This window comes from Faecalimonas nexilis, assembly GCF_059731825.1.
Window position 1 is genome coordinate 1,339,697 of sequence record NZ_AP029189.1, and the last position, 23,638, is coordinate 1,363,334.

The window sequence follows — 23,638 nt, forward strand, 5'->3', positions numbered from 1 at the left end:
GTAAGACGAAACGGGATGTAGGAGGAAGTTTTCTTAGCTCTATAAGCTGGGGGTTATTTTGCCAATAACTTTAAAAATCTCTTATCATTCATCTGCTCATTTGTTAAATATTCTCCATTATAGAACAGAGCGTAAGTTGTAATCGGCGTAGGTGCATTCTGTGCTTGCTCTTTGCTTTGCAAATGAATAGATTTAAACTGTACGCCCTTTTCTTTTGCGATTTCTTCTACAATAGGCACATATTTCGCATTAAATGGACATTGACTGGTATAGTATAAAACATATCCCATTTCATCAATGTGAGGGTGCTTGGCACACTTCTTGAATTTAGGTAACAAGGAATTTTTATTAAATGGTAAACACCATAATTGAATACCATTATCTGCTTCATCGCAAACGATGAAACCTTTGTATTTTAAGAATTTAGGGTCAGCTAAAAATGTTTTTTTCTTTTGGGAAGATAGAATACATAACCCTTGTTTTCCTTTTGTTTTACTATCTTCAATACACGCATTTAATAAGTCTGTTGAGTATCCATGACCCTTGAATGAACCAGCAACCCAAAGACAGTTAATATACATATACCCATCTGCAATAATAGGATTCCAAGCATTTTCAGCAGGAATATACTCAATAAAACACTTTCCTCGTTCTTCGCTCTTTAGGAAAACTAAGCCTTCGTTAAATCGCTCTTGTAGCCAAGCCTTTTTTGATGATACTTGAATATCATTGTTATTTGAAATGGCACAGCATATATGCTCTTTGTCTATATTCTCGTTGGTTACTCTAATATATTCCATAAAAATACCTCATTTCTAAATTCTTTAGGTTAGAATCAATGATGGGGGAAACGAAAAAGCAGTTTTTTGTACTTACCTGTGATTATACAGCATTTTCTGTGCAGAAGCTACAGAAATCAAGTGTTTTCATAATAAAATCCTCTATGTAAAATCAGTAGTAATCAAAACACTGCTTTACACGGGCGGCGCATTTGAATCGTAAAACCGCTTGCCAACCAAGCGGAAGGATGGTATTGTTTTCATAGGCAATGGGAAGGTCGATACTGTTCAATTGGAATTTTGCATAGATGTTATGGGAGGTGAATGAATTGAAGAAAATATTTACTATTTTAGGTATGAGTATTTTTTTATGATTAGTTTTTCGGGATGTGGTTCAGCATTAAGCACTGAATCGACTCCGGAGCAGTTGTATTCCGATGATCATAGTATAGATATGTTTGTTCCATATATGAAATATGTTGAGGGATAGGGAGAGTCAGCACAATAATACTTGTTATAGTGACAAATTCGGTTTTGGGGTTATCGATAGATGAATATATTAAAAGTAAAGAAATAAAAATGGAGAATAACCATGCCGATACATGTTGTAAAAAGTGGAGAGACAATCTATTCGATCGCTCAGCTATATGACGTCTCAGCTGACCGGATTGTGTATGACAATGAGCTGGCAGCGCAGCAAAATCTTGTTCCGGGGCAAGCTCTTTTGATTCTGATGACGAGCCGGGTTCATATTGTGAGAGAAGGACAGACGGTGAAGCAGATCGCGGAAGAATATAGTATCACGGTCAAAAATCTATATCAAAACAATCCGTTTCTGTTGAATCAGACCTATTTGTTAGAGGGGCAGAGTTTGGTCATTTCTTATGAGGGAGAACCGCTTATGCAAGGTAGGATCAGCGGGTATGCATATCCGTTTATTGAGCCGTATATTTTGCGTGAGGTACTTCTTTATATAGATGAAATACTTATTTTTTCTTATGGATTTACGGCAGAAGGAGAATTGATACCACCTCAGATTGACGAGACGTGGGTGATTCAGGAGGCTTGGAATCAGCAGGTGGAACCGATTCTGGTGCTGACGCCGTTTGCGGAGACGGGGACCTTTAACAGTGGGTTGATTCAAATATTATCGGAAAATGAGACGGTTCAGGACAATTTGATTGAAAATCTTTTGGAGACAGTACGAGAAAAGGGGTATGTAGGTGTAGATGTGGACTTTGAATATATTCGGCCGGAAGATCGGGTAGGGTATGCAGATTTTGTGAATCGTTTACGGGAGACGATGAATGAAAATGGATATCGGGTGTCGGTGGCGCTTGCTCCGAAGACCTCTTCTTATCAAAAAGGGCTGTTGTATGAGGCAATGGATTATCATCTGTTGGGGCAAAGTGCAAATACGGTGTTTCTGATGACGTATGAATGGGGGTATACATACGGACCACCGCTTGCGGTAGCGCCGCTGCCAAATGTCCGACAGGTGTTGGAGTATGCCCTCACGGAAATTCCGAAAGAAAAAATTGTATTGGGAGTCCCGAATTATGGATATAGCTGGCCGCTCCCATATGAGCGAGGGGTGACAAAAGCAAGGTTGATTGGAAATGTTGAGGCGAATGTCATCGCGGCAGAGCGAGGTGCGGAGATTCAGTACGATGAGCGTTATCAAAGTCCGTTTTTCTATTATGAAATTGGTGGAAGGAGATATGAAGTCTGGTTTGAAGATGTGAGAAGTATTTATGCAAAATTGCAGCTGGCTGCAGAAAAGGATATCCATGGTGTCGGGTATTGGAACTTGATGCGTCCGTTTCGGGCAAACTGGCTGCTGGTGAATCAGATGCTTCATTGAAAAAGGGGTAGCGTTTTTAGAAAAAAGCATATATAATGTGATTATATATGCGAAAATGCAAATGAGGAAGAGGGGAAAAAGATGACAAACAAAAAAAGAGAGACATTTCAAAACCGGTTCGGCTTTGTGCTGGCATGTATCGGCTCTGCTGTTGGAATGGGAAATATCTGGCTGTTTCCTTATCGTGTAGGCGAAGGTGGCGGTGCTGCATTTTTGATACCGTATTTTATATTTGTTTTTGTGCTCGGATTTGCGGGTGTTGCAGGTGAGATGGCGTTTGGACGTGCGATGAAAGCTGGTTCTATCGGGGCGTTTCGCGGAGCATCGAAGATGAGAGGCGGAAGATGGGGCGAGTTCGTCGGACTTGTGCCGACACTTGGTTCGCTTGGAATTGCAATCGGGTATTCGGTTGTTGTGGGATGGATTTTGAAATTTTTGGTCGGATCTGTGACGGGAAGTCTGATGAAAACAAAATCGGAAGAGTACTTCGGAGAGATATCTGCTTCATTTGGAAGTATTCCGTGGCATCTGCTTGGTCTGGTGATTGTGTTTGCAATCATGCTGTTTGGGATTGCAAAAGGAATTGAAAAAGTCAATAAGTTTATGATGCCTGCATTTTTCTGCCTGTTCCTGATACTGGCGGTGCGAGTATTCTTTCTGGAAGGATCCGCATCTGGGTATTCTTTTTTGCTAAAGCCAAAATGGAGTGAACTTGGAAATGTAAAAACCTGGGTATATGCACTTGGGCAGGCATTTTTTTCGCTTTCATTAGCAGGTTCAGGAACTATAGTTTATGGAAGCTACCTGAAAAAAGATGAAGATGTGATTGCATGTGCGAGAAACGTAGCGATTTTCGATACATTGGCAGCGCTTCTTTCAGCGTTTGTAATTTTACCCGCAGTGTTTGCGTTTCAATTAGATCCAAATGCAGGACCGGCATTGATGTTCATTACGATGCCGAAAGTATTTCAGCAGATGCCGGCCGGAACATTTTTCTGTATTCTCTTTTTTGTGGCAGTTCTGTTTGCGGCAGTCACTTCGTTGATCAATTTGTTTGAGACACCGGTGGAGGCGATTCAGGAACGCTTTGGAGTGTCGAGAAAGATTGCAGTCGCAATTGTGGCAGTTGTGGCTGTGGCGGTTGGAGTTGTCATTGAATCCGGTGATGTCGTAAGTACATGGATGGATGTGGTTTCAATTTACATTATTCCACTGGGAGCATTGCTTGCCGCAATTATGTTTTTCTGGGTATGCCCTCCTAGGTTTGCAAGGGAGCAGGTACAGATGGGACGCGAGAAAAAGATTGGAAAATGGTTTGAGCCAATGACAAAATATATTTTTGTTGGTTTGACGATTGTTGTCTATATATTGGGTATTTTATATGGCGGCATTGGATAAGAAAGGAAGTTTCAAAAAGATGAGAAAAGAAGATTTTTATTTTGATTTACCGGAAGAATTGATTGCACAGGATCCATTGGAGGACCGTTCAAGCTCAAGACTTTTGGTGTTGGATAAAGAGACTGGCAAGGTGGAGCATCATGTGTTCCGGGAGATTATAGATTATCTGCAGGAAGGGGACTGTCTTGTTATCAATGATACAAAAGTGATTCCGGCAAGGCTGATTGGTTCCAAAATCGGCACGGATGCAAAAATAGAAGTATTGTTGCTAAAACGAAAAGAAAACGATGTATGGGAGACGCTTGTAAAGCCTGGGAAAAAGGCAAAAGTGGGAACTCGAATCAGTTTCGGAGACGGTCTTTTAGTCGGTGAAGTCGTTGATATCGTAGAAGAAGGCAATCGTCTGATCCATTTTGAATACGAAGGAATTTTTGAGGAAATTTTAGATCAATTAGGACAGATGCCGCTGCCGCCGTATATCACACACCAATTGGAAGATAAAAACAGATATCAGACGGTATATGCGAAACATTCCGGCTCTGCTGCAGCTCCGACAGCCGGACTGCATTTTACGCCGGAGTTGTTAAAAGAGATTGAAGAGAAAGGCGTGCAGATTGCACGTGTGACCTTACATGTAGGACTTGGAACATTCCGTCCTGTAAAAGTAGATAATATATTGGAACATCACATGCACTCAGAATTTTATCAGATTGACGAAGAGGCGGCTGAAAAGATTAATCGTGCAAAAGAAAGCGGGCATCGCGTAATTTGTGTCGGAACAACAAGTTGTCGAACAATTGAATCTGCTGCAGATAAAAATGGAAAACTTCATGCGACGAATGGCTGGACGGAGATTTTCATTTATCCGGGGTATGAATTTAAGGTGTTAGATTGCCTGATCACGAACTTTCATTTGCCGGAGTCTACATTGGTCATGTTGGTATCTGCATTGGCAGGAAGAGAACAGGTGCTCTCGGCTTATGAGGAGGCTGTGAAAGAAAAATACCGTTTCTTCAGCTTTGGGGATGCCATGATGATTTTGTAGAGCAATTCACTACAAAATAGCGATACAACGGAATATGGAGATATGAAGAAAGCCAGGGGCGATTAAACCTCTGGCTTTTCTTTGTAGATGAACGTGTGAGACAATCCATTGCGGAATGTGATAGAGTGAACGGCTCCGTCTTTGAAAACGATGTTGTCTATGATACTGCTGAGAAAAGAATCAAGGACCTCTGGAGAAACGGTAGCACTCAGCGATTGAAAGCTGACGTAATTTCGGTCAGTGAGCTTCTGGGAGAGAATGAAGTTGCTTGCCTTGGCGATAAATTCATCGTCAGTGATAGACTGTTGCAGGCTGTCTTCTGATGCCAGGAATGCCAGCTTGTCCTCGACTTCTTCCAGAGCGTCCGAAAGCTGAATCTTCTGAGTAAGGTATTCGGATTCAGACATGGCTTTTTCGGAATAGAGGAAAAGTTTGTTCAGACGGTCGATAGCTCTTTCCAGACGGACCTTTTCCTTTTTGAGCTTTGATAGTTGCAACGGAGGCTCAGAGTCGGTTTTGATTTTGACGTCTTTTCCGAAGACCTCTCCCTTGACGGTGCCGGTGCGGAGCGTATGAAACAGATCCTGCAATCCGTCCGGGGCAATGGCGACCACCGGGGAGAAGGTATCGCCGGAGAGTAGCTGCTGTTCCAGTTCCTGTATGCTCGTTTCCGGAGAGAATGCCTTTTGAGCGTTGAGCATATTGAGAATGTAGTTGAAGACAAACTCGCCAACGATTGGGTCCGAGGTAGATTTTCCGGTACACCACAGCTTGCTTTTCCTGTGCGTAGGGCAGAAGTAGAGAGAATAGCGTCTGCCGGTAGTTTTCTTTACGGTGGAAATGGAACTGGTCATAGGCTGACCGCAATTTCCACAGATAAGCAGGCCGGAGAAAATGTGGGTGTATTTGCTTTTGCCACTCTTGCGGAATGATTTGAGCCTGCGGTTGGATTCCAGGAGTGCAAGGATACGTTCTTTCTGTTCCCGGCTTACGATGGCCAGGTGGTGGTCTTTTACGGTAATCCATTCGGATTTATCCTTAGGACGTTGCCGGTCCCCTTCCTTAAGGCGGTTGTACTGGTAATCGCCGCAGTAGAATACGCTGTGAAGAATAATATCCAGAGAGACAGGAGACCAGTCATTACCGGCACGAGTCCGGTAGCCATGTTCGTTCAGATACCGGGCCAGGTAAACCAGGGAGCGGAGTTCTTCGTATTTGTCATGAATCAGATGGGCGATGTTGTACTCGTCGGAGTTGAAGCTGAAAGCCTGTTCCTCCGGGTCATAATCGTAGCCGTAAGGAATACGTCCGCCGTTCCACTGCCCGTTGCTGGCTCTGGAAATCATAGTGGCAGTGACACGTTCCGAGGTCATGTTACGCTCCAACTCCGCAAAGACAAGGATAATTTTGAGCATCGCTTCTCCCATAGCCGTACTGGTGTCGAATTGCTCGTTTTTCGAGACAAAGGTAACGCCCAGGTTTTTAAGCTCCTGGTACATCTCTGCAAAGTCCAGAAGGTTTCTGGAGATGCGGTCAATCTTCCAGACCAGCAGATGCGTGTACGTGCCGGTCCGAAGCTGAGACATCATTTTCTGAAATTCTGGCCGGATGGTATTTTTGCCAGAGTACCCGGCATCCTCGAAGATTGTCACATCGTCAGTGTTCAGTATCAGCTTGGCGTAGGCAATCAAATCTTGACGCTGCATAGGCAGAGAGTCCCTGTCGATCTGATGCAGTGTAGAGACTCGTATGTAGATAGCCACTTTTGCGTGAGTGGCAGCACTGTTTGAAATCATATTTTTCCTCCAAAAATACGCCGTCCCATTACAGAACGGCGCATGTTCATTTCTACGCCCTTTTAGTCGGGCAATTCAATATTACATCCCTTAATCCGGCAAAATCCGTTATGTAAGGTTTTAGAGCTTTCAGCGAATTAAGAGAAATATTTTTCTGGTTGGGCTTTTGCTCGTTGAGCACGTAGGTGGGTAGCACGTAGAACTCCCAGTATTCCAGGGCAAGCGGCGAGACGTCTTTTGTCAGTGCTTTGTAAAGGCAAAAAACGTAGAGGTCAGAATGACGCTTGACGTCCGGAGAATATCCGGCTTTCGGGTCCCAGGCTCTGTGAGGGGCTATGCTGAACTGTATATGCTCGTGGTATGCTTCATCCCAGGATTGGAGATAAGAAGCAGATTTAACCTCGATTCGCTGTCCGGCAGGACTGGTCAAATCAAAGGGGAGCCAATCAGTTCGCATTTTCGAATCGGGGGGGGGTAATAACGCACTGTATACTATGTATTCTGCAAGTACGCCCCGGTCTGTATTGTTGAGCAGATCACTGTAAGCCCAGGACCAGAAATCTACTACCGACAACCCGGTGTCTTCCCCATGAAAAGTAAATTTGTTATTGGATGTTAATTGCTCCATGTAGGAACCCTCCCTTCGCAGAGAGAGGTTATGCCATGGATGTTGCCGTCAAGAGCGAAAACCAACGCCCGGCGGCAGTCAATGTCTGTCAGAGTGCCAGAATAGGTATGGATCAACGGCAGAAACTCACGAACAGAAAGCGAGAGCTTCTTCCGTAGGTGCGCTATTTTGTTGATGGTTCCGACAGACAGCAATGCAGGCCCTTCTTCCAGAGAAGAACAGAAGGAAGAGAGATAGAGCAGTAGAGCCGCAGCATCGCAATTCAGTTGTTCTTCGGTCCGGGCCAGGAAAAAGTATTTCTTTGAATCCATAAGCCCTCCTGTCCGGTATCATCTGAAACGACGATACCAATCTAAACGGATAATCTTTTTTCACCGTCAAGGTATTTCTTGCTTTCCTCAAGAGCTTTGAGGTAGCCTTTCATTTCCCCTTTAAATTCATAACGCTTTTCTGTTGGCAGAGCCTTGTAAATACTCAGCAGCTCTTTTTCATCATCGGTGTAGGTCTCAGCCTGTGCGTCAGTGTAAGCAGATTCTTTTCCGGTCAGAATGTAGTCGGTAGAGACATGCAGAAACCGGGCGATGTCTGCAATGTATTTAGCTGGCGGCAGAGTGTTCCTAGCCTTCCAGGTAGAGTAGGAAGACTGGTTAATGCCAAGAAATTTGCACAGTGCATAAGGCGTTTGCTCCCTCTGTTCGAGAACTGTTTCGATTCTGTCGATTGCTTCCATGTAGCACCTCCGTAAAATAATTCGAGAAATCGAAGAAAAACTCTTTACAAATTCGAGTTTTCGAGCTACAATACAATCACAAGCTACAAATGATTCGCAAATGGGAAGTGCTAAATCGCATAAGTAGTTTGTGATTGCGTATGTAGTGTACGTTTGTACCGTTAAATTGTATCATTTTACTTCGAGAAAGTAAACTACATATGCAAAAATCCATCAGAAAGGAGGAAAAGCATAATGCAGGGCAATATCACTGACTGGGGCAAGGAAGTTAAGAAGGGGCTGATTGAACGTGGCTGGTCTATCAACGATTTGGCTGAGAGAATCGGCAAGTCAAGAACCAGGGTATCCGGAGTTGTGAATGGCCGGATTTACTCGGATTCGATTGCAAGTGCAATCAGTGACCTTCTCAACATCGAAAAGGCATCAGCGTCCATGAAAGAAGCAACCAGAGATTGGTGTATGGATGCAAGAAAAGCCATGATTGACCTGGATATGAACACAGGGGAGCTGGCTGAGAAGACTGGTTACTCCACACAATATCTGAATGCAATTATCTGTGGCAGATGCTATTCGCCACCGGTTATGAAAGTGATAAGCGGTGCACTCGGAATCCAGGAATATCAAGGGAAACAGGATTCCTCTAAGGACAGTTAAATTGTAACAGGAAAGATGGTGTGAAGAAATGGGAAGAGGCCCTACGAAAAGCAATGAAAATGTATATTTTGTTGCCAGAAAAAAGGCGGCAATGTACAACGAAAGGCTATACTCCAGAGAAGGTGCGGCTGAGCTGCTTGGTATATCTGTTTCGACACTCGCAGACTATGAGCTTGGAAATACGAAGGTAGTTCCGGTAGACAAGGTGGTTCTCATGGCGGACCTCTATAATGCACCGGAGCTGAAAACCGGCTATTGCAAGTATGAATGCCCGATATGCAGCTATCTTCCGGTTGCAACAGAAGCAAAAGGCCTGGAAGGGATAGCTCTTCGGCTGATGAAGAGGCTGGATTGTGATGAGCTGAACCGCATCAAAAAAGAACTTGTAGACATTACGGAAGATGGAATCATCGATGAAACGGAGAAGCCGGAGCTGAAAAAGATCCTGGCTTTTTTAGATGAAGTTGCGGAGTCCATCAGCGAACTGAAAATCGTAGGCGAAAAGTTTTTGAAGAAGGTGTGAGTATGGACGTACAGAAAATGCTTGAAATTCTGAAAAGAGATTACGGAATCGAAAGTAAAGAGGAACTGATAGAAAGATTTGAGTCCAGCAAGGGAATCAACATCGGAATTTTCACTGAACGGAGGCAGACAGCATGAGAAACAGAGTTATGAGACGTAGGATGCACAGGGTTCTGTGGAAGAAGCTGAGTAGAATCTACGCAGTGGATATGGCAGAAGTCCTAGGCTGGATAGAATACATAAGCATCACGGGAATTTTCCAGTGCTTCTGTATTGTGATGGCTTGTGAGCAGAGAGGCAGGGTAGCTTTTGGAGGAGAGTATTTGATTCTTCCGGCGGCGATACTTGCAAGACTGTGGATTCCAGAAATGATACAGAGCGTGAGCAATGTTCTGGAGATGCCGGATGAGGAAGAAGATGATGTGTGAGATATGCGGACAGAATCCTTGCCATCCGAGATGCCCGAATGCTCCGGAACCGAAAGAGGTTCATATCTGTTCGGAATGCCTGGAAGGAATTTATCCGGGCGACAGATTCTATGAGAGCTGCGGAAGTTATGTGTGCGAGGAGTGCCTAAAAGGCATGACGATTGATGAAATATTTGAATTACTGGGCGAGAGCCTGGAAGAAGCATAGGAGGTAGGATATGGGACAGATGACCGTAGAACAGTGGTACGGCACGATAAAAACCGGACTGACGAAGAAGCTGACCGAAAACAAAGAAGCGTTACCGGCCGGCTTTAATCAGCAGAGATTCATTCTGAATTGCATTACGGTAATCCAGGATATGATGAAAGATAATAAGAAGAAGGAGCAGTTGGAAAAGATCAACCCAGAAACTATCCCAGTTTGCTTGGCGAAAGCAGCATATCTGGGACTGGATTTTTTTAATGGAGAGTGTTACGCAATCCCGTATGGCGGAAACCTCACTTTTCAAACTGATTACAAAGGCGAGATCAAATTGTGCAAGCGGTACAGTAAAAATAAGATTAAAGACATTTTTGCAAAAGTAGTACGGCAGGGTGATTTCTTCATGGAAGAGGTAGATGGAGGCAAACAGAACGTGCAGTACAGACCGAAGCCGTTTTCCAATGAACAGATGATTGGAGCATTCGCTATTGTGGTTTTTGAAGATGGTTCGATGATGTATGACACGATGAGTTCGGAAGACATCGAAAATGTCAGAAACACATACTCTAAAGCGAAAGACAGCCAGGCATGGAAAAGCAGCACTGGTGAGATGTACAAGAAAACGGTGCTGAGAAGATTGTGCAAGTTGATTGATTTGGACTTTGACAATATAGAGCAGCAGAAAGCTTACGAAGACGGCGGAGACGTGGTATTCAATCAGCAGTCCCTTCCAGGAGCAACAACAGGACAGGCATTGTTGCCGGAGAATGATAAGCCGGTAGACGCATTTGCGGCGATAAAAGCCCAGAAGCAGGCAGAACCGGTTATTGACGGAATGATTTTGGAAGAGGCGTAGGAGGCAGTGACATATGGTTTTGACGGCAGAGAATTATTATAGCAAAGAAGCAAACAAAGAGTACATGAGCGTGTCCCAGTATAAGGATTTCGCAGGAACATACGGAAAGATGGCGTGTGAATTTTCGGCGGTTGAGAAGCTGGAAGAACGATGGGCGCAGAAAAAGACCACGCCGCTTCTGGTGGGTTCCTACGTGGATTCCTACTTTGAAGGAACGCTCGAAGAGTTCAAGAAAGAGAATCCGGAAATCTTCACTCAGAAAGGCGAGTTGAAAGCAAATTATAAGCAGGCAGAGAGAATCATCGCCAGAATGGAGAGAGACCCGATGTTCATGCAGTATATGAGCGGAGAAAAGCAGGTCATTATGACCGGAGAGCTGTTCGGGGCAGAATGGAAAATCAAAATTGACAGCTTTGTGAGAGGGATTGCGATTACGGACCTTAAGGTTATGGCATCGATCACTAAGCTGGAGTGGGTAAAAGACATCGGCTATTTAGATTTCGTGCGGTACTGGGGGTACGATATCCAGGGTGCGATATACCAGGAAATTGTGTACCAGAATACCGGAGAGAGACCACCATTCTACATTGCAGCAGGGACAAAGGAAGAGGAACCAAACATCGAAGTGATTCATGTAACGCAGAATTATCTCGATGAAGCGAAACACATGGTAGAAATGAATATGCCGAGAATCCTCAGAGTGAAGAATGGAGAGGCTGAACCGGACAGATGCGAGATGTGCGATTGCTGCAGGCATACAAAGGTTTTGAAGAGACCGATTTCAATTACGAACCTGGTAGCCGGAATTTAGGCGGTGAGCAGATGGCAGATAACAAAAAATACTACTACTTGAAATTGAAGGAGGATTTCTTCGATTCTGATGAAATGCTGCTTCTCCAGGGGATGAAAGACGGGTACTTGTACAGTGACATACTGATGAAGATGTACCTGCGGAGTCTGAAAAACGAAGGGCGGTTGATGTACAAGGACTATATCCCATACAGCCTGGAGATGATTTCGACGATTACGAGGCATCAGGTAGGGACAGTAGAACGTGCGATGAAGATTTTTGAGCAGTTGAAGTTGGTAGAGGTGCTGGATAACGGTGCAATCTACATGATGGATATTCAGAATTTCATCGGGCAGAGTTCCACAGAGGCGGACCGGCAGAGGAAGTATTATCGCCGCATCCAGGATGAGAAGAAACTGAGCGGTTCCCAGGTACCGGAGGCATTGATTCCGGAGATGTTGGAACCGGAGCAGGAGAAAACACCAGCAGAAAAGCCGCCGAAGCCGAAAAAGGCAACCGTAAAGAAGGAAGACACGATGCAGCTCTATGAGCGTCTGGTTACGGATTATGCACTTGGCGGCGAAATCAGAGAAAAGATGCGTGAATGGTGTACATACAAGATTGAACGCAAGGAAGGTTATAAAGAGCAGGGCATGAAATCCCTTCTCCGGCAGGTAGAGAAGAAAGTGGCAGAATTTGGAGAAGGTCGGGTGTGCGATTTGATTGAGGAGTGTATGTCAAATAACTGGAAAGGCATTATCTGGGATAAAATGACGCAGATTCCGCAGAGATCAGCCGGGGAACGGATTCAGAACAGAGTGAGTGAGGTAGACAACTGGTAATGACAAGAGAGGAGTTCAAAACGCTTGTTAAGGGAATGAAAGCTGTATATGCACAGCCGACATTCATCCCGGACCAGGATGCTTTCAATGTATGGTTTGAGTTGCTGAAAGATATTCCGTATCAGCAGGCCAACGTAGCAATCCAGAAGTATATGTTGACAGAGAAATTTCCACCAACGATAGCAGACATCAGAGAAAAGGCAACGCAGATCGTTGAGAGTGTGGATAGCAGCATGAGTGAGTTGGAGGCATGGTCTTTGGTAAGAAAGGCGGTCAGAAATTCCGGGTATCATTCAGTGGAAGAATTTGAGAAACTGCCGGAGGCTTGCCAGAGAGCCGTAGGAAGTGCGGCAAATCTGAAAGAGTGGGCGTTGATGGATTCTGAAAGGGTTGAGACAGTAGAGCAGTCTCATTTTATCCGGAATTACAGGACAACAGTGCAGAGAATCAGCGAGGAGAAAAAGCTGCCGGAATCTATACGGTTGCTGATTGCCAGCATGAGAGACAATGCGTTGGAGTTGGAAAAGAAAGAGCAGCCTGTGCTCGAAGTTAAGAAACAGGAGGAAGAAAAAACAGATCCAGAACCTGGAATGTCTGAGGAAACGAGGGCAAAGTTCCAACAGGTCATGCGGAACTTACAGGGGAAGATGTGACATGGAGGTGAAGTGACATATGGATATGGCGGAAATCGGAGCGAATATCCGGAGTTGCAGGACAGAAAAGGATATGACGATGGAGGAACTGGGAAAAGCAATCGGCAAGAGCCAGTCGGCGGTAGCGGATTATGAAAAAGGCAGAGTAGACATCCCGGCATCCTCTCTCATCAAGATTGCAGAGGTCCTGGAAGTCCACCCGGCGAAGCTGTTTGGTATGCAGACGGCGGATGAGCAGTTTAAGCCGGACGCCACGCTGAGAATTTTCAGTGCGGAGGACAGGCGGACTATTGCAGGAATCCTGGTAATGAACGGTTATACAACCCGACATATCAAGGTTGCGAGAGAAGGAAAGAAGAGTAGCTGGTACTGCATCCAGGCCATGCTTGAAGAAAGCAACCTGGGAAGTCAGTAGGAGGCGGATATGGAAAAAGCAAAGTTTACGGTATACGGGGAACCGAAAGGGAAGGGCAGACCGAGATTCAATACGAAGACCGGTCACGCCATGACCCCGAAAGATACGGTGTCCTATGAAAATCTGGTAAAGCTGGAATGGCAGACAGCCTACGGGACAGAGAGCTTTCCGAAAGAGGCGATGCTGGATATGAGGATTAAGGCGTATTACCGGATTCCTAAGTCGGCATCGAAGAAAAAAAGAGCGGCGATGCTGGCTGGAGAGATACGTCCGACTAAGAAGCCGGATATGGATAACGTAGTAAAGATTATCGCTGACAGCCTCAACAATCTGGCATATTACGATGATACGCAAATTGTTGACTGCCAGTGCCGGAAGTTCTACTCGGAGAATCCGAGAGTAGAAGTGACGATTATAAATTTGTCGAAGGAAGAATAGGAGGAAATTCACAGTGGATGAAAAAATGGAAATAAGACTCGTGAATCCAACGGAAGACGGATTCTTGCAGAAGATTGACTGGAACAAAGCGGAGCTGGAGGCGAATGTCAGAAGTATCGTGGAAGCATACCAGGGCTTGGTGTATACGGAAGATACGGTATCGGATGCGAAGAATGACAGAGCCGCCCTTAGAAAATTGCTCAATGAGATCGAGGACAGAAGAAAGCTCGTTAAGAAAAAGTGCATGGAGCCGTATGAGGTATTCGAGAATGACTTGAAGGATGTAACGGTACTCATCAAGGAGCAGATCAGCATCATTGACGGGCAGGTAAAGGAATATGAGAACGGCGTAAAAGAGGAGAAGAAAGCCAGATTGCAGGATGTATATGCTGAGACAATCGGAGAATTGGCAGAGGTACTTCCTTTTGAACGAGTGTTTGAGACACAGTATCTGAATGTGAGCTTCAAGGAAAGTAAGGCAGCAACCGAAATCCAGGAAAAGATTCAGAGAGTAAAGAGTGACCTGGCGGCCATTGACGCACTGGATAGCAAGTATAAGCTGAATGCGAAGGACGTATACGTGAGAACGCTTGATATGTCCCAGGCTATGGCTGAGAACGCTCGTCTGATTAAGTTTGAAGAGCAGATGGAGGCAGACCGTAAGAGAAAAGCCGAGGAAGAGGAACGCCGGAGAGCCGAAGCAGAAGCCAGAGCCAAAGAAGCGGAGGAACGTAGACGCCAGGAGGCAGAAAAAAATGCTGCGGAACGTGCGGAGAGAGAAAAGGCACTGGCAGAACAGCAGGCCCAGGAGGAAAGAGCTTCGGAATCTGGCTACAACGCATCGGTTCCGGATAAGACGGCGGATGTGCAGAGTGAGGAACCGGCAGAAAAGCCGGCAGAAAAAGAAGCTCTTCCGGAGGAAAAGAAATATAAGGCAACCTTCTATGCGATTGGCACGCTCCAGCAGTTGAAGGATTTGCAGGAGTACATGAAAGAACATAATATCCAGTTCGGAAAGGCGGGTAAGTAGAATGAGCGATTTTGTGAAGGAATTGAATTTTGATGGCGATACCTTTAATGACATGAAGAGAGATATGAATTTTGTCTTACAGCGACTGCTCGGTAATATGCAGGAAAAGGAATGCCAGGAGGGAACGCTGACGCTGAAACTTGATGTGTCGCTCGTGAGAGAATACGTGCCGAACTACAATCCGAACATTCCTGGAGAGAGCAGAGAGATTGCGAAGCCGAAGTTCAGTCACAAGGTAACAAGCCAGATGAAGGTTGAGGATATGAAAAAAGGCAATTTGGACACTGAGATGGAGCTGTTCTTGAATGAGGAGACGGGGGAGTACGAGATGAGACCGGTTGCTGATACTACACAGAGAAGCATTTTCGATGCAGACTACAGAGATGTGACGGAGCCGGGACCGGCAGGAATCGAGCCGGATATTGGTCCGGAGTATATCGAACACCCGGAACTTCCGGGAGAGGTAGCAGATGAACATGCACTTCCTGGCCCGGTGGAAGAATACGAGGATGCAGATGAGAGCGTATATGACGATTCTACGGGCGATAACCCGGAAGATACACAATTTACTGATGAAACCGATTTAGACGGTGCAGGGGACGGTACAGAGATTACAAGTGACTTTGAGGAAGACGAAACCGACACCGAAGATGATCAGTATGGATATGATGAACCAGAGGAGGAAGAGTAAATGAATTTAAGAGATTTGGTAGGGAAATTGGCGATTAGAACTGCGAGACCGGATGTGACGGTAGATTTGCACGATTTGATGAATCCGCTTAGAATAGGAGCGTTTTGCGTTGGCTCAGAACCGTGGAGAAAAGCAAATGGATACGATGAGCAATACATGGACACACCCGTGAAAATTGTGTCTGTAAAAGAAGAACAGGTTGTTGTCGAGAACACAAAAGACGGAAGGCGGAAGCTTTTGGAAAGAAAGTACATGGACGACCACTGGACGGATTATGAGAGACTTCTGAATCCGGAAGAGGAAGAGAAGGAAAAGGCTGAAAAGCTGATGAAGGAGTTCGAGGTAGCGGCGGAACCTATCAAGCATTTCCTGGCAGAGCATTATGACCCGATGTGCACGGCGGTGATCTCCATGGATAACATCCAGATTTTCAGAGGAGAACTGGGCGAGCCGATTCAGAATATCTGTTGCCGGTGTGGAGCAGAGGTTGAAGAGGAAATGAAGGGATAATACATGGATAAAAGACCGAGAAAAGAAGATGGGTCATTGTTCATATCGTGTAAATCATGCGGAGTGCCGCAGGACAGATGCAAGGGCTTTTGTATTTTCCAGAGAATGACGGCAGAAGCAGAAAAGCAGAAACAGGAGGAAAAGTCGAATGGCAAAATTTAATATCGAAGTAGAACTTGACTGGATGGATGAAGAGGCATATTCCATCGATGATGAATTAAGAGAACGGATTGTGAAGGGCGTGGAAAACGCCCTTCTGGAAAAGGCAACAAATGAGGCTGTAAAGGCAGTGGATAATAAAATTGCAGAGAAGATTCTGGAGGCGGAAGGAACGATACAGGCAACCGTAGACCAGTTCATTGCGAATGTGTGTGAGGAGAAGATTGGAAAGATTGTTATCCCGGAAAAGAAAAGCACCTGGAGCGATGAAGTAACGTACAAGCCTCTGTCTGAATACGTGGGAGAGAGATTTGAGCTGTTCCTTACGGAAAAGAGATATGACAGGGACGGCCGCATTGCAAGTTATTCCAGTGACAGGAAATTATCCGCCGCCGGTCTGCTCACGAGTCGGTATCTGGAAGAGGAACTTGGAAAGAAGGTTGAAAAGCTGATTGCGAATGCTAAGAGAGAGGTAGAGGAATCTCTGATAAAATCACTGGAACAGAATTTGAAAGAAAACCTTGCGAAAGACACGATTGAAAGAATGAATATCCCGGAAGTGTTGAAGAAATTAAGCAGCATAGGAGCAAAGCAGGTAACTGGAACATCGTTACCGGAGTAAAGGAGGAGTGATATATGAGTGATTTTATCATAGGGCATGTTACAGACCCGAAGGAAGGACCGTTGGACGGAGTGTACGCTGAGACGAAAGGTACATATACGAAGTTCAAAGGAACAGGAGCATTTCAGAAAGAGAAGAGAATCCTGCATCAGAAAGTAGCGGATGTCGGAATCAAGGCAAGTTTGCAGACCGGCATGGTAAGTATCAATGACAGAAATCGGAACCAGGCAATAGCAGTAAGCATTACAGAGATGGTTGCGGTTCTGAATGAGGCTTTGAGATACGGAACGGCAGGAATGGGAAAGAAGGTGCGGCTGTGATCAACAGGGCAAGCGAAGGAACGTGCCGTCAGTGTGGCAGAAGAATCCTGTGGGTGCGGATGAAGTCCGGAAAGAATATGCCGGTAGACATGGCACTGCATAATTACAAGAAGGACAGCACCGGGAAAGAGAAGATCGTCACGTCGGACGGAGAAGTAGTGACAGGAAGAATCCTGGTAGGCGAGCGTGGAGATGGAGCAGGATATATTTCACACTTCGCTTCATGCAAGAAGTATCGGAGGTAGAGCATGACGCATGAGTTGAAGACATACCCGAAATACTTCCAGGAGACGATAGAGGGCAATAAACCGTTTGAAATCCGGAAGAATGACAGAAACTTCCAGGTGGGAGACGTACTGATTCTGAAAGAATGGGATAACATCAAATACAGCGGAAGAGAAATCGGAGCGGTAGTAAGATATGTTCTCAGAGACTTTATCGGATTACAGGAAGGTTATGTGGCACTTGGGTTACAGATTTTAAGTTAAAAAGAAAAGCCGCCATATCCCCATGGCAGCTCCTCAAATGTTCGTAGATAGATTCATTATATGGAGCAGAGCAAGAAAAGTCAAGGAGGTATGGCGGTATATGGAAAGGCAGAGTGAGCAGGAACTGTTAGCAATCGTACCTGTGGAAACGGAGAGTCTGGAGGGAAACAGAATCTACCAGGTAACAGGGAGAGAGCTGACACAGATAGCGGAAATATCTGCGAGAGAAGCGGTCAAAATGTGCAGAGAAGAGCGAAAAAAGACCGAAAAACGTGAGCAGAGTAACGCTGATAAGGTAAAAAGAACCAAGAAATTGTTATCAGACTACCGTAGACTGAAAAGGGAAATCCCGGAAAAGGAAGAATTTACGGAAAGCGAGAAAGTAGAAAAACGGTGGGCGTTCCTAAGAGATTTGATGGGTTCGGCACATATCAATAGCCAGGAAAGCGTAGTAGAGAAAGAAGAAAAACGCAGGGCGGAGAATATGTATTACATCAACCGGATAGAGCGTGCGATTGAGACGTACCGGGAGGAGTGCGAAACATCGAAAAAGCCAGAAGCTATGCGGTGTTACAGGGAAGTGTACGAATACTACATAGCGGAGGAAGAAAAGACGGTTGCTCAGATTGCGAGTGAGGAATGTGTGAGTGAGAAGACTGTCTATAAGGATATCGGGAACGCCTGCAAAATCATAGCTGTGTACCTGTTGGGTGTGTGAGAAAACTGGGTTCAAAAACAGTAGAAAATATGGAATTGACGAGGGTAAAATACCTGTGGTAACGTAGTAAGTGCCAAAAGCCCATATGTCACACCATAAAAATGGAGCACTGTGAATCGACTTTTCCTTCTCTGATGGCTGAGCGGTCTTCGGACCGTAAAGCCGGAGGAAGGGATTCTTAAAAAACGGTAAACAGCTTGTATTCCCTGTACTTAGGTAGGTAATCTGGTATAATTAAAGTATGGAAAACAACGGTTTTTCAAGGGAAAAGGAGCAGACAGACAATGGGAATTTATACGAGCAGATATAGCAACAAAGAGCTTGCAGATGGCAAATATTATTGCGTAGGAATCAGCATCGGGACGCCGAAATTCAAACTGGCGTACAGACTGGAGAACCAGTGTTATTCACTGGCACCGAAAGGTTATATGCTGAGAATGGACCTGGAAGATTTCAAGAAAGCCTATTACGAGAAGCTGAACGGCATAGGCAAGGACAGAATCATCAGCATGGTTATGAAGATGGAACGTGACGCAGCGGCCCAGGGAAAGGATTTGGTCCTTCTGTGCTACGAGGATGTGAGAATCCCGGAAGATTGGTGTCACAGAACTGTTTTTGCTGAGTGGTGGGTGGAGAACACTGGAGAGATTATTGAAGAACTTCCAGACCCGAATCCCCCGAAGGGAAAGAAAGTATCAACGGCAAGTAAGAAGCCCGAAGTGCAGGCAAAGCCAGATGATGGCTACCAGCAAATGAGTCTGTTTGGTATGGGCGCTTTAATATAATATCCGGAGCTGGTGTAGGCAGCACACGACTATTCCATAGTTGAGGCCCTGTTCATCGCAGGGCTCCGGTCCAAAAACAACGGCATCGCATCCGAAAGGGTACGGTGCCTTTTTTTATGCAACGAGAGAAGGGAGAGTTGATAAGGAATGGCATTTTTCAGAGACCCAGGAGAGATGTTCTTGGGATGCTTGGGTACGGTGGAGCAGAGATACTTGGTAAATCTGATAAAGAATGCTGCGAAGAACGGGTATACGAGGTTCGTAGAGCCATGTGCCGGAACATTCGCCATGAGCAATCTGGCAATCCAGAATGGGTATAAGCCGGAGCAGATCGAGACAAGCGATGTGTCTATGATGAGTTCGGTTATGGGCTATGCCATTACGGGCAAGCCGCTTGACGAACTGGAGATACACGCCCAGGGCTTTTCCGATGAGGAGCTGTTGGACCCGGCGGTTGCTCTGTATGCTCAGATGTATCTGAGAACATCGAAGACAGCCGGTAACGAGTATTTCTTTAATCTGCTGAAAGATTTGAGAGACAGAAGAGAGGAACACATTGAGCATATCCGGCAGAGTTTAGAGAACATCAAGAAGGAAATGTACGGTATGACGTACCGACCGTTGGATATGTGGGACCATCTGGACGAGGTGCTTGACGATCCCCACACGCTGGTTATTGCCAATCCGCCGACCTACTTCTCCGGCTATGAGAAGTTCTATGACACCCAGGGGAAAATGACCTGGAAGGAACCAGAGTATAAACTGTTCGACCCGGAAACAGGACACGTTGAGTTGTTTGACCGGTGCATGAATGCGAATGCTCTGGTTGTTTGCTACCAGGAGAAAAGAACCGGAGAGGCTGTAGGAGAGCCGATATTTGCAAGAGCCGGTACAAGAGCAGATTTGAACAGCTACATTACCTCGAACAGAGGAGAAGAAGCGGCGGCATTGGCAGAGGGAAGGAAAATCAAAAGACCTTCAGAGAGCAAGTTGGCACCGATTGCATGTAGTATGTTGCCGAGAGATTACGAGATAACGGAGAAAAGCAAGGTGCAGATCATCTCCATTAAGGCAGCAGAGGCACAGTATTACAGACAGCTATGGACGCATAATTTTGTTGGCTCATCGGCTACGTTCAATAGAGCTGTTCTGATTGACGGGATGGTATCGGGCGTATTTGGGATTTCAAAGATGCAAGCCACATCACTCTTCATCTGGTACGTTATGAAGGTCCCACACACCACGTATCGGCTCGGTAGACTACTGTATATGCTGGCACAGAACCATTGCTTCACGGAAACGCTCCTGGACGATCTGGAACGTGAGAAGGTAACGAAAGTCCGGACTGCCATGCTGACGAAGTATCCGGAGAATAAAGAAGTCCGGGGTATTATGAAGCTGGTAAACCGGCAGAAGGATAAGAACAACGGTTTCAAGCTGACATACGAAGCGGAGCTGACTGACCGAACAGAGCAGGAAACATTGAAAGAATGGTTAAGGAGGGAAAGACAGTGGCAGAAGAGCAGAAAGCAAAATATGAAATAATTTATGACATGGGTACGGAGCTGTACATTGCGAAGGTGCAGTTAGCCGACCTTAAGGAGCAGGACATCAATGCCAGGATAATGAAAAATGAGATGCAGGACCAGCTCACAGCGAACATCAAGAACAGAGGGCAGTTGGAGAGCTTGCCGTTAATTGCATTGATGGGAGAGAAACTGGAGATTATTTCCGGGCATCACAGAGTAAAGAGTGCAAGAGAAGCAGGCCTGAAAGAAATTATCGTTATCCTGGATAAGAGTGGGCTGACCCGAAGCAAGGCAGCTTCTAAGCAGTTGGCTCACAATGCACTCTCCGGATTTGATGATGAGAGTACGCTGAGAGAGATTGTGAAGCTGATGGATAACGTCGATGATATGATGGAGAGCTATATTGGAAAAGAGATTCTGGAAGAACCGTTGGAGCAGTTTGATAAGCTGAATACTCCGGCGGTTCAGTTTGATTTCAAGACCATTGCGTTTGCGTTCCTTCCGAACCAGATCAGAGACCTGGACGCACTGATGAAGAATCTGAATGGTAGCTGTGCGGAGATTATCGGCGTTGCTGCCTATGAGCAGTGCGAGAAGTTCGTGGAGACACTGGATAAGTACCAGCAGTTTACGGACATCCGAAATGTAGGGGCGGCAGTCCACTCCATGATTGATGCTGCAAATGAGAAAATGGACGATGCCGGTTTTGACCCGGATATGGACTGGACGTACCTTGCGAAAGTATTTGGCAGTGCTGCCATTCCGGTAGAATCGGCAGAAGTGATTAAGAAAGCTCTGAAAAAAGCAGAGAAGGACGGCACGATTACCAGTAAGAACAAATGGCAGATGATTGAATACTGGGCGGCTGACTACCTGGCAGGGAAGTAGGTGGTTGAATGGCGGCAAAGCAGAAGTATGATGAGAGATTCGTAAAAATTGCCAAGGTATTGTGCATGAGAGGCGGTACGGATGAGGATTTAGCTGACGCATTCGAGGTATCTCCGAGAACAATCAACCGTTGGAAAAAGGATTACCCGGAGTTTGCAGAGGCTCTGGCCGCCGGAAAAGAGTATGCAGATGCAGAAGTCGAACTGAGTCTGTATAAGCGAGCAAAAGGAAGTAAGAAGAAAACAAAAGTAACCCGGAAAATTATTGAGATGGACAAAGACGGTAATACCAAGCCTGCGAAGATAGAGACGGTTGAGACCGAAGAGGACATCATACCGGACGTAGGAGCGTGCTGTTTCTGGTTAAAGAATCGTAGGCCGGACATCTGGAGAGATAAGCAGGAAATTGGTCTTTACGAGATAGAAGACATGGAGGGTATCGAAGCCGACATTTATGGCGGCGAAGAATAAGGGCTTATCCAACCCGTATGTCAAGGTCAACAGGCGTAAGCGTATAGGGTTCAATTTCAGCGACAAGCACAAGCGGTATATCAAAAATTGTGTGAACAGTACCTACAATATCCTGGAAGGTGCTGTTCGTTCCGGTAAGACGGTAGATAATGTTTTCGCATTTGCTCACGAATTAAAAACGACGAAGGATAGAATCCACCTGGCGACTGGTTCGACTATGGCGAATGCTAAGCTGAACATTGGAGATGCTAATGGGTTCGGTCTTGAGTATATATTTCGTGGGCAGTGCAGGTGGACTCAGTACAAAGGGAATGACTGCCTGCTGATAAATGGCCCGGATACGGGGTACAAAGACAAGATTGTAATCTTCGCCGGAGGTGCAGCGTCCGATAGTTACAAGAAAATCCGAGGCAACTCATACGGTATGTGGATTGCAACCGAGATCAACCTGCATCATGACAACACCATCAAAGAGGCATTCAACCGACAACTGGCAGCCAAGAACAGAAAAATCTTCTGGGACTTGAACCCAGACCATCCTAAGGCAGCGATATACGTTGATTACATTGACAAATACGCTGAGAAAGCGGCCAAGGGAGAGCTTCTGGGTGGTTACAATTACGAGCATTTCAATATCTTCGAGAATATCAACATCCCGAAGCAGAGAATAGCTGAGATTGTCAGCCAGTATGACAAGGACAGCATCTGGTACATCCGAGATATTGAAGGTAAGAGAAGTATTGCAGAAGGCCTGATATACGTTAAGCTGGCAACTTCCATAGCGGCGGAGGACGATGAGTACATCGTGCCGTTGGAAGAGACGATTGACATGGCGAAACGTGGAGAGTTCATAGAGCTGAATATAGGCGTGGACTTCGGAGGTAACGGCTCCGGCCACGCTTTTGTTGCGTCTGGAATTACCCAGGGATACGAGAAACTGTATGTGCTGTCCTCTGAATGGCACGATGCAGACGGAACAGACCCCGATGATTTGAACCGGATGTTTATGAAATTCGTTGAGAAGATATTGGACCGGTACGGATTCATTACGAATGTGTACTGCGATTCTGCGGAACTGGTGCTGAAACGAGGTTTGCAGAAAGCTATGATTGAGGCGGAACTGGGAAATATCAATGTCACGAATGCTGCCAAGTGCAAGATTACAGACCGTATCTTTACAATGACCACGCTCTCAGCAACCGGGCGTGTGTTCTTTACACCAGATTGTGAAAGTGTTCTCGAAGCTATCAGCATGGCAGTCTGGAATCCGAAGAACATGGAACTGGAACGTCTGGACGATGGAACCAGCGACATCGACTCCCTGGATGCGATGGAGTACAGCTTCGAGAAGAGGATAAAGAAATTCATTAAGAAGACGGGGTGAACTG

At 45.7% G+C, this 23,638-nt stretch carries 33 protein-coding genes; 28 read left to right on the top strand and 5 right to left on the bottom strand.

Translation table 11 applies throughout. From position 1 onward, the window contains the following. Positions 1-53 precede the first annotated feature (53 nt). Positions 54-800: an N-acetyltransferase gene (locus tag AC6I5B_RS06595; protein WP_022250839.1), complete on the bottom strand. Its 747-nt coding sequence runs from the start codon at positions 798-800 to the stop codon at positions 54-56. A 571-nt stretch (positions 801-1,371) separates the two neighbouring features. Here AC6I5B_RS06595 and AC6I5B_RS06600 point away from each other — a divergent pair. The 3 genes from AC6I5B_RS06600 (at position 1,372) to queA (ending at position 5,086) form a co-directional block, all read left to right on the top strand. After that, positions 1,372-2,643 (top strand): glycosyl hydrolase family 18 protein, encoded by a 1,272-nt coding sequence (locus tag AC6I5B_RS06600; protein ID WP_117787621.1) that lies wholly within the window; start codon positions 1,372-1,374, stop codon positions 2,641-2,643. 81 nt (positions 2,644-2,724) lie between these two features. Next, on the top strand, positions 2,725-4,041 hold the full coding sequence (locus AC6I5B_RS06605) for a sodium-dependent transporter (protein WP_004614054.1): 1,317 nt from the start codon (positions 2,725-2,727) through the stop codon (positions 4,039-4,041). Positions 4,042-4,060: 19 nt separating this feature from the next. Then, complete coding sequence (gene queA, locus AC6I5B_RS06610) at positions 4,061-5,086, top strand: tRNA preQ1(34) S-adenosylmethionine ribosyltransferase-isomerase QueA (protein WP_497773675.1); 1,026 nt, start codon at positions 4,061-4,063, stop codon at positions 5,084-5,086. A 62-nt stretch (positions 5,087-5,148) separates the two neighbouring features. Here the strand turns inward: queA and AC6I5B_RS06615 are convergent, their stop codons facing one another. From AC6I5B_RS06615 to AC6I5B_RS06630, 4 genes are read right to left on the bottom strand one after another with little or no spacing between them, the layout of a single operon-like run. Beyond that, complete coding sequence (locus AC6I5B_RS06615) at positions 5,149-6,882, bottom strand: recombinase family protein (RefSeq protein WP_497773676.1); 1,734 nt, start codon at positions 6,880-6,882, stop codon at positions 5,149-5,151. Between the two features lie 52 nt (positions 6,883-6,934). Then, the gene (locus AC6I5B_RS06620; protein WP_117963880.1) at positions 6,935-7,510 is read right to left on the bottom strand and encodes a hypothetical protein; all 576 of its coding nucleotides are present in this window, start codon (positions 7,508-7,510) and stop codon (positions 6,935-6,937) included. Beyond that, positions 7,498-7,821: a hypothetical protein gene (locus tag AC6I5B_RS06625; RefSeq protein WP_497773677.1), complete on the bottom strand. Its 324-nt coding sequence runs from the start codon at positions 7,819-7,821 to the stop codon at positions 7,498-7,500. Before AC6I5B_RS06625 ends, AC6I5B_RS06620 begins: the two co-directional genes overlap by 13 nt. Before the next feature lie 41 nt (positions 7,822-7,862). Continuing rightward, entirely contained in the window at positions 7,863-8,240 is a 378-nt protein-coding gene (locus AC6I5B_RS06630) for a helix-turn-helix domain-containing protein (RefSeq protein WP_117687927.1), read from the bottom strand. A gap of 234 nt (positions 8,241-8,474) precedes the next feature. Here AC6I5B_RS06630 and AC6I5B_RS06635 point away from each other — a divergent pair, with 234 nt between their 5' ends. The 25 genes from AC6I5B_RS06635 (at position 8,475) to AC6I5B_RS06755 (ending at position 23,634) form a co-directional block, all read left to right on the top strand. Further along, positions 8,475-8,894 carry a helix-turn-helix domain-containing protein gene (locus AC6I5B_RS06635; RefSeq protein WP_064786182.1) on the top strand — a complete coding sequence of 140 codons (420 nt, stop codon included), beginning with the start codon at positions 8,475-8,477 and terminating at the stop codon, positions 8,892-8,894. 28 nt (positions 8,895-8,922) lie between these two features. Next, a complete protein-coding gene (locus tag AC6I5B_RS06640) occupies positions 8,923-9,417 on the top strand; it encodes a helix-turn-helix domain-containing protein (RefSeq protein ID WP_101872434.1) in 495 nt (164 codons plus the stop codon). A gap of 2 nt (positions 9,418-9,419) precedes the next feature. Then, on the top strand, positions 9,420-9,554 hold the full coding sequence (locus AC6I5B_RS06645) for a hypothetical protein (RefSeq protein ID WP_255779299.1): 135 nt from the start codon (positions 9,420-9,422) through the stop codon (positions 9,552-9,554). After that, positions 9,551-9,844: a hypothetical protein gene (locus tag AC6I5B_RS06650; RefSeq protein WP_211133371.1), complete on the top strand. Its 294-nt coding sequence runs from the start codon at positions 9,551-9,553 to the stop codon at positions 9,842-9,844. The genes AC6I5B_RS06645 and AC6I5B_RS06650 overlap by 4 nt, the downstream gene beginning before the upstream one ends. Beyond that, the gene (locus AC6I5B_RS06655) at positions 9,822-10,052 is read left to right on the top strand and encodes a hypothetical protein (protein ID WP_082923073.1); all 231 of its coding nucleotides are present in this window, start codon (positions 9,822-9,824) and stop codon (positions 10,050-10,052) included. The genes AC6I5B_RS06650 and AC6I5B_RS06655 overlap by 23 nt, the downstream gene beginning before the upstream one ends. Positions 10,053-10,062: 10 nt before the next feature. After that, positions 10,063-10,902: a RecT family recombinase gene (locus tag AC6I5B_RS06660; protein ID WP_412941267.1), complete on the top strand. Its 840-nt coding sequence runs from the start codon at positions 10,063-10,065 to the stop codon at positions 10,900-10,902. A 13-nt stretch (positions 10,903-10,915) separates the two neighbouring features. After that, a complete protein-coding gene (locus tag AC6I5B_RS06665) occupies positions 10,916-11,713 on the top strand; it encodes a PD-(D/E)XK nuclease-like domain-containing protein (protein ID WP_412941266.1) in 798 nt (265 codons plus the stop codon). Positions 11,714-11,724: 11 nt separating this feature from the next. After that, positions 11,725-12,534: a phage replisome organizer N-terminal domain-containing protein gene (locus AC6I5B_RS06670; protein ID WP_211133374.1), complete on the top strand. Its 810-nt coding sequence runs from the start codon at positions 11,725-11,727 to the stop codon at positions 12,532-12,534. Further along, a complete protein-coding gene (locus AC6I5B_RS06675) occupies positions 12,534-13,187 on the top strand; it encodes a replicative helicase loader/inhibitor (RefSeq protein ID WP_497773678.1) in 654 nt (217 codons plus the stop codon). Before AC6I5B_RS06670 ends, AC6I5B_RS06675 begins: the two co-directional genes overlap by 1 nt. 19 nt (positions 13,188-13,206) lie before the next feature. Continuing rightward, complete coding sequence (locus tag AC6I5B_RS06680; RefSeq protein ID WP_064786167.1) at positions 13,207-13,602, top strand: helix-turn-helix domain-containing protein; 396 nt, start codon at positions 13,207-13,209, stop codon at positions 13,600-13,602. A gap of 9 nt (positions 13,603-13,611) precedes the next feature. After that, entirely contained in the window at positions 13,612-14,040 is a 429-nt protein-coding gene (locus tag AC6I5B_RS06685; protein WP_497773679.1) for a RusA family crossover junction endodeoxyribonuclease, read from the top strand. Between the two features lie 13 nt (positions 14,041-14,053). Continuing rightward, positions 14,054-15,070, top strand: a complete 1,017-nt coding sequence (locus AC6I5B_RS06690; protein ID WP_497773680.1) for a DUF1351 domain-containing protein — start codon at positions 14,054-14,056, stop codon at positions 15,068-15,070. Position 15,071: 1 nt separating this feature from the next. Then, the gene (locus AC6I5B_RS06695; protein ID WP_497773681.1) at positions 15,072-15,761 is read left to right on the top strand and encodes a hypothetical protein; all 690 of its coding nucleotides are present in this window, start codon (positions 15,072-15,074) and stop codon (positions 15,759-15,761) included. After that, entirely contained in the window at positions 15,762-16,271 is a 510-nt protein-coding gene (locus AC6I5B_RS06700) for a hypothetical protein (RefSeq protein ID WP_497773682.1), read from the top strand. 3 nt (positions 16,272-16,274) lie between these two features. Beyond that, positions 16,275-16,433, top strand: coding sequence for a hypothetical protein (locus AC6I5B_RS06705; RefSeq protein ID WP_497773683.1), 159 nt, complete (start codon positions 16,275-16,277; stop codon positions 16,431-16,433). Continuing rightward, entirely contained in the window at positions 16,420-17,052 is a 633-nt protein-coding gene (locus AC6I5B_RS06710) for a hypothetical protein (protein WP_497773684.1), read from the top strand. Before AC6I5B_RS06705 ends, AC6I5B_RS06710 begins: the two co-directional genes overlap by 14 nt. A 14-nt stretch (positions 17,053-17,066) precedes the next feature. Continuing rightward, positions 17,067-17,372 carry a hypothetical protein gene (locus AC6I5B_RS06715; protein WP_101872444.1) on the top strand — a complete coding sequence of 102 codons (306 nt, stop codon included), beginning with the start codon at positions 17,067-17,069 and terminating at the stop codon, positions 17,370-17,372. Further along, complete coding sequence (locus AC6I5B_RS06720; protein WP_481326800.1) at positions 17,369-17,617, top strand: hypothetical protein; 249 nt, start codon at positions 17,369-17,371, stop codon at positions 17,615-17,617. The genes AC6I5B_RS06715 and AC6I5B_RS06720 overlap by 4 nt, the downstream gene beginning before the upstream one ends. A 3-nt stretch (positions 17,618-17,620) precedes the next feature. Continuing rightward, complete coding sequence (locus AC6I5B_RS06725) at positions 17,621-17,860, top strand: ASCH/PUA domain-containing protein (protein WP_101872445.1); 240 nt, start codon at positions 17,621-17,623, stop codon at positions 17,858-17,860. A gap of 100 nt (positions 17,861-17,960) precedes the next feature. Next, entirely contained in the window at positions 17,961-18,578 is a 618-nt protein-coding gene (locus AC6I5B_RS06730; protein WP_497773685.1) for a MerR family transcriptional regulator, read from the top strand. A 284-nt stretch (positions 18,579-18,862) separates the two neighbouring features. Next, the gene (locus AC6I5B_RS06735) at positions 18,863-19,363 is read left to right on the top strand and encodes a hypothetical protein (RefSeq protein ID WP_497773686.1); all 501 of its coding nucleotides are present in this window, start codon (positions 18,863-18,865) and stop codon (positions 19,361-19,363) included. A 147-nt stretch (positions 19,364-19,510) separates the two neighbouring features. After that, the gene (locus AC6I5B_RS06740; protein ID WP_117687933.1) at positions 19,511-20,908 is read left to right on the top strand and encodes a putative antirestriction adenine methyltransferase; all 1,398 of its coding nucleotides are present in this window, start codon (positions 19,511-19,513) and stop codon (positions 20,906-20,908) included. Continuing rightward, on the top strand, positions 20,875-21,780 hold the full coding sequence (locus tag AC6I5B_RS06745; protein WP_233435065.1) for a ParB N-terminal domain-containing protein: 906 nt from the start codon (positions 20,875-20,877) through the stop codon (positions 21,778-21,780). Before AC6I5B_RS06740 ends, AC6I5B_RS06745 begins: the two co-directional genes overlap by 34 nt. 8 nt (positions 21,781-21,788) lie before the next feature. Further along, on the top strand, positions 21,789-22,250 hold the full coding sequence (locus AC6I5B_RS06750; protein ID WP_064786146.1) for a hypothetical protein: 462 nt from the start codon (positions 21,789-21,791) through the stop codon (positions 22,248-22,250). Beyond that, positions 22,234-23,634 carry a terminase large subunit domain-containing protein gene (locus tag AC6I5B_RS06755; protein WP_173878305.1) on the top strand — a complete coding sequence of 467 codons (1,401 nt, stop codon included), beginning with the start codon at positions 22,234-22,236 and terminating at the stop codon, positions 23,632-23,634. The genes AC6I5B_RS06750 and AC6I5B_RS06755 overlap by 17 nt, the downstream gene beginning before the upstream one ends. Positions 23,635-23,638 lie beyond the last annotated feature (4 nt).

Excerpts from the sequence above, each read along its gene's own strand:
- AC6I5B_RS06595 (WP_022250839.1), bottom strand. The coding sequence starts at position 800 with ATGGAATATATTAGAGTAACCAACGAGAATATAGACAAAGAGCATATA.
- AC6I5B_RS06600 (WP_117787621.1), top strand. The coding sequence starts at position 1,372 with ATGCCGATACATGTTGTAAAAAGTGGAGAGACAATCTATTCGATCGCT.
- AC6I5B_RS06605 (WP_004614054.1), top strand. The coding sequence starts at position 2,725 with ATGACAAACAAAAAAAGAGAGACATTTCAAAACCGGTTCGGCTTTGTG.
- queA (WP_497773675.1), top strand. The coding sequence starts at position 4,061 with ATGAGAAAAGAAGATTTTTATTTTGATTTACCGGAAGAATTGATTGCA.
- AC6I5B_RS06615 (WP_497773676.1), bottom strand. The coding sequence starts at position 6,882 with ATGATTTCAAACAGTGCTGCCACTCACGCAAAAGTGGCTATCTACATA.
- AC6I5B_RS06620 (WP_117963880.1), bottom strand. The coding sequence starts at position 7,510 with ATGGAGCAATTAACATCCAATAACAAATTTACTTTTCATGGGGAAGAC.
- AC6I5B_RS06625 (WP_497773677.1), bottom strand. The coding sequence starts at position 7,821 with ATGGATTCAAAGAAATACTTTTTCCTGGCCCGGACCGAAGAACAACTG.
- AC6I5B_RS06630 (WP_117687927.1), bottom strand. The coding sequence starts at position 8,240 with ATGGAAGCAATCGACAGAATCGAAACAGTTCTCGAACAGAGGGAGCAA.
- AC6I5B_RS06635 (WP_064786182.1), top strand. The coding sequence starts at position 8,475 with ATGCAGGGCAATATCACTGACTGGGGCAAGGAAGTTAAGAAGGGGCTG.
- AC6I5B_RS06640 (WP_101872434.1), top strand. The coding sequence starts at position 8,923 with ATGGGAAGAGGCCCTACGAAAAGCAATGAAAATGTATATTTTGTTGCC.
- AC6I5B_RS06645 (WP_255779299.1), top strand. The coding sequence starts at position 9,420 with ATGGACGTACAGAAAATGCTTGAAATTCTGAAAAGAGATTACGGAATC.
- AC6I5B_RS06650 (WP_211133371.1), top strand. The coding sequence starts at position 9,551 with ATGAGAAACAGAGTTATGAGACGTAGGATGCACAGGGTTCTGTGGAAG.
- AC6I5B_RS06655 (WP_082923073.1), top strand. The coding sequence starts at position 9,822 with ATGAGGAAGAAGATGATGTGTGAGATATGCGGACAGAATCCTTGCCAT.
- AC6I5B_RS06660 (WP_412941267.1), top strand. The coding sequence starts at position 10,063 with ATGGGACAGATGACCGTAGAACAGTGGTACGGCACGATAAAAACCGGA.
- AC6I5B_RS06665 (WP_412941266.1), top strand. The coding sequence starts at position 10,916 with ATGGTTTTGACGGCAGAGAATTATTATAGCAAAGAAGCAAACAAAGAG.
- AC6I5B_RS06670 (WP_211133374.1), top strand. The coding sequence starts at position 11,725 with ATGGCAGATAACAAAAAATACTACTACTTGAAATTGAAGGAGGATTTC.
- AC6I5B_RS06675 (WP_497773678.1), top strand. The coding sequence starts at position 12,534 with ATGACAAGAGAGGAGTTCAAAACGCTTGTTAAGGGAATGAAAGCTGTA.
- AC6I5B_RS06680 (WP_064786167.1), top strand. The coding sequence starts at position 13,207 with ATGGATATGGCGGAAATCGGAGCGAATATCCGGAGTTGCAGGACAGAA.
- AC6I5B_RS06685 (WP_497773679.1), top strand. The coding sequence starts at position 13,612 with ATGGAAAAAGCAAAGTTTACGGTATACGGGGAACCGAAAGGGAAGGGC.
- AC6I5B_RS06695 (WP_497773681.1), top strand. The coding sequence starts at position 15,072 with ATGAGCGATTTTGTGAAGGAATTGAATTTTGATGGCGATACCTTTAAT.
- AC6I5B_RS06700 (WP_497773682.1), top strand. The coding sequence starts at position 15,762 with ATGAATTTAAGAGATTTGGTAGGGAAATTGGCGATTAGAACTGCGAGA.
- AC6I5B_RS06705 (WP_497773683.1), top strand. The coding sequence starts at position 16,275 with ATGGATAAAAGACCGAGAAAAGAAGATGGGTCATTGTTCATATCGTGT.
- AC6I5B_RS06710 (WP_497773684.1), top strand. The coding sequence starts at position 16,420 with ATGGCAAAATTTAATATCGAAGTAGAACTTGACTGGATGGATGAAGAG.
- AC6I5B_RS06715 (WP_101872444.1), top strand. The coding sequence starts at position 17,067 with ATGAGTGATTTTATCATAGGGCATGTTACAGACCCGAAGGAAGGACCG.
- AC6I5B_RS06725 (WP_101872445.1), top strand. The coding sequence starts at position 17,621 with ATGACGCATGAGTTGAAGACATACCCGAAATACTTCCAGGAGACGATA.
- AC6I5B_RS06730 (WP_497773685.1), top strand. The coding sequence starts at position 17,961 with ATGGAAAGGCAGAGTGAGCAGGAACTGTTAGCAATCGTACCTGTGGAA.
- AC6I5B_RS06735 (WP_497773686.1), top strand. The coding sequence starts at position 18,863 with ATGGGAATTTATACGAGCAGATATAGCAACAAAGAGCTTGCAGATGGC.
- AC6I5B_RS06740 (WP_117687933.1), top strand. The coding sequence starts at position 19,511 with ATGGCATTTTTCAGAGACCCAGGAGAGATGTTCTTGGGATGCTTGGGT.
- AC6I5B_RS06750 (WP_064786146.1), top strand. The coding sequence starts at position 21,789 with ATGGCGGCAAAGCAGAAGTATGATGAGAGATTCGTAAAAATTGCCAAG.
- AC6I5B_RS06755 (WP_173878305.1), top strand. The coding sequence starts at position 22,234 with ATGGCGGCGAAGAATAAGGGCTTATCCAACCCGTATGTCAAGGTCAAC.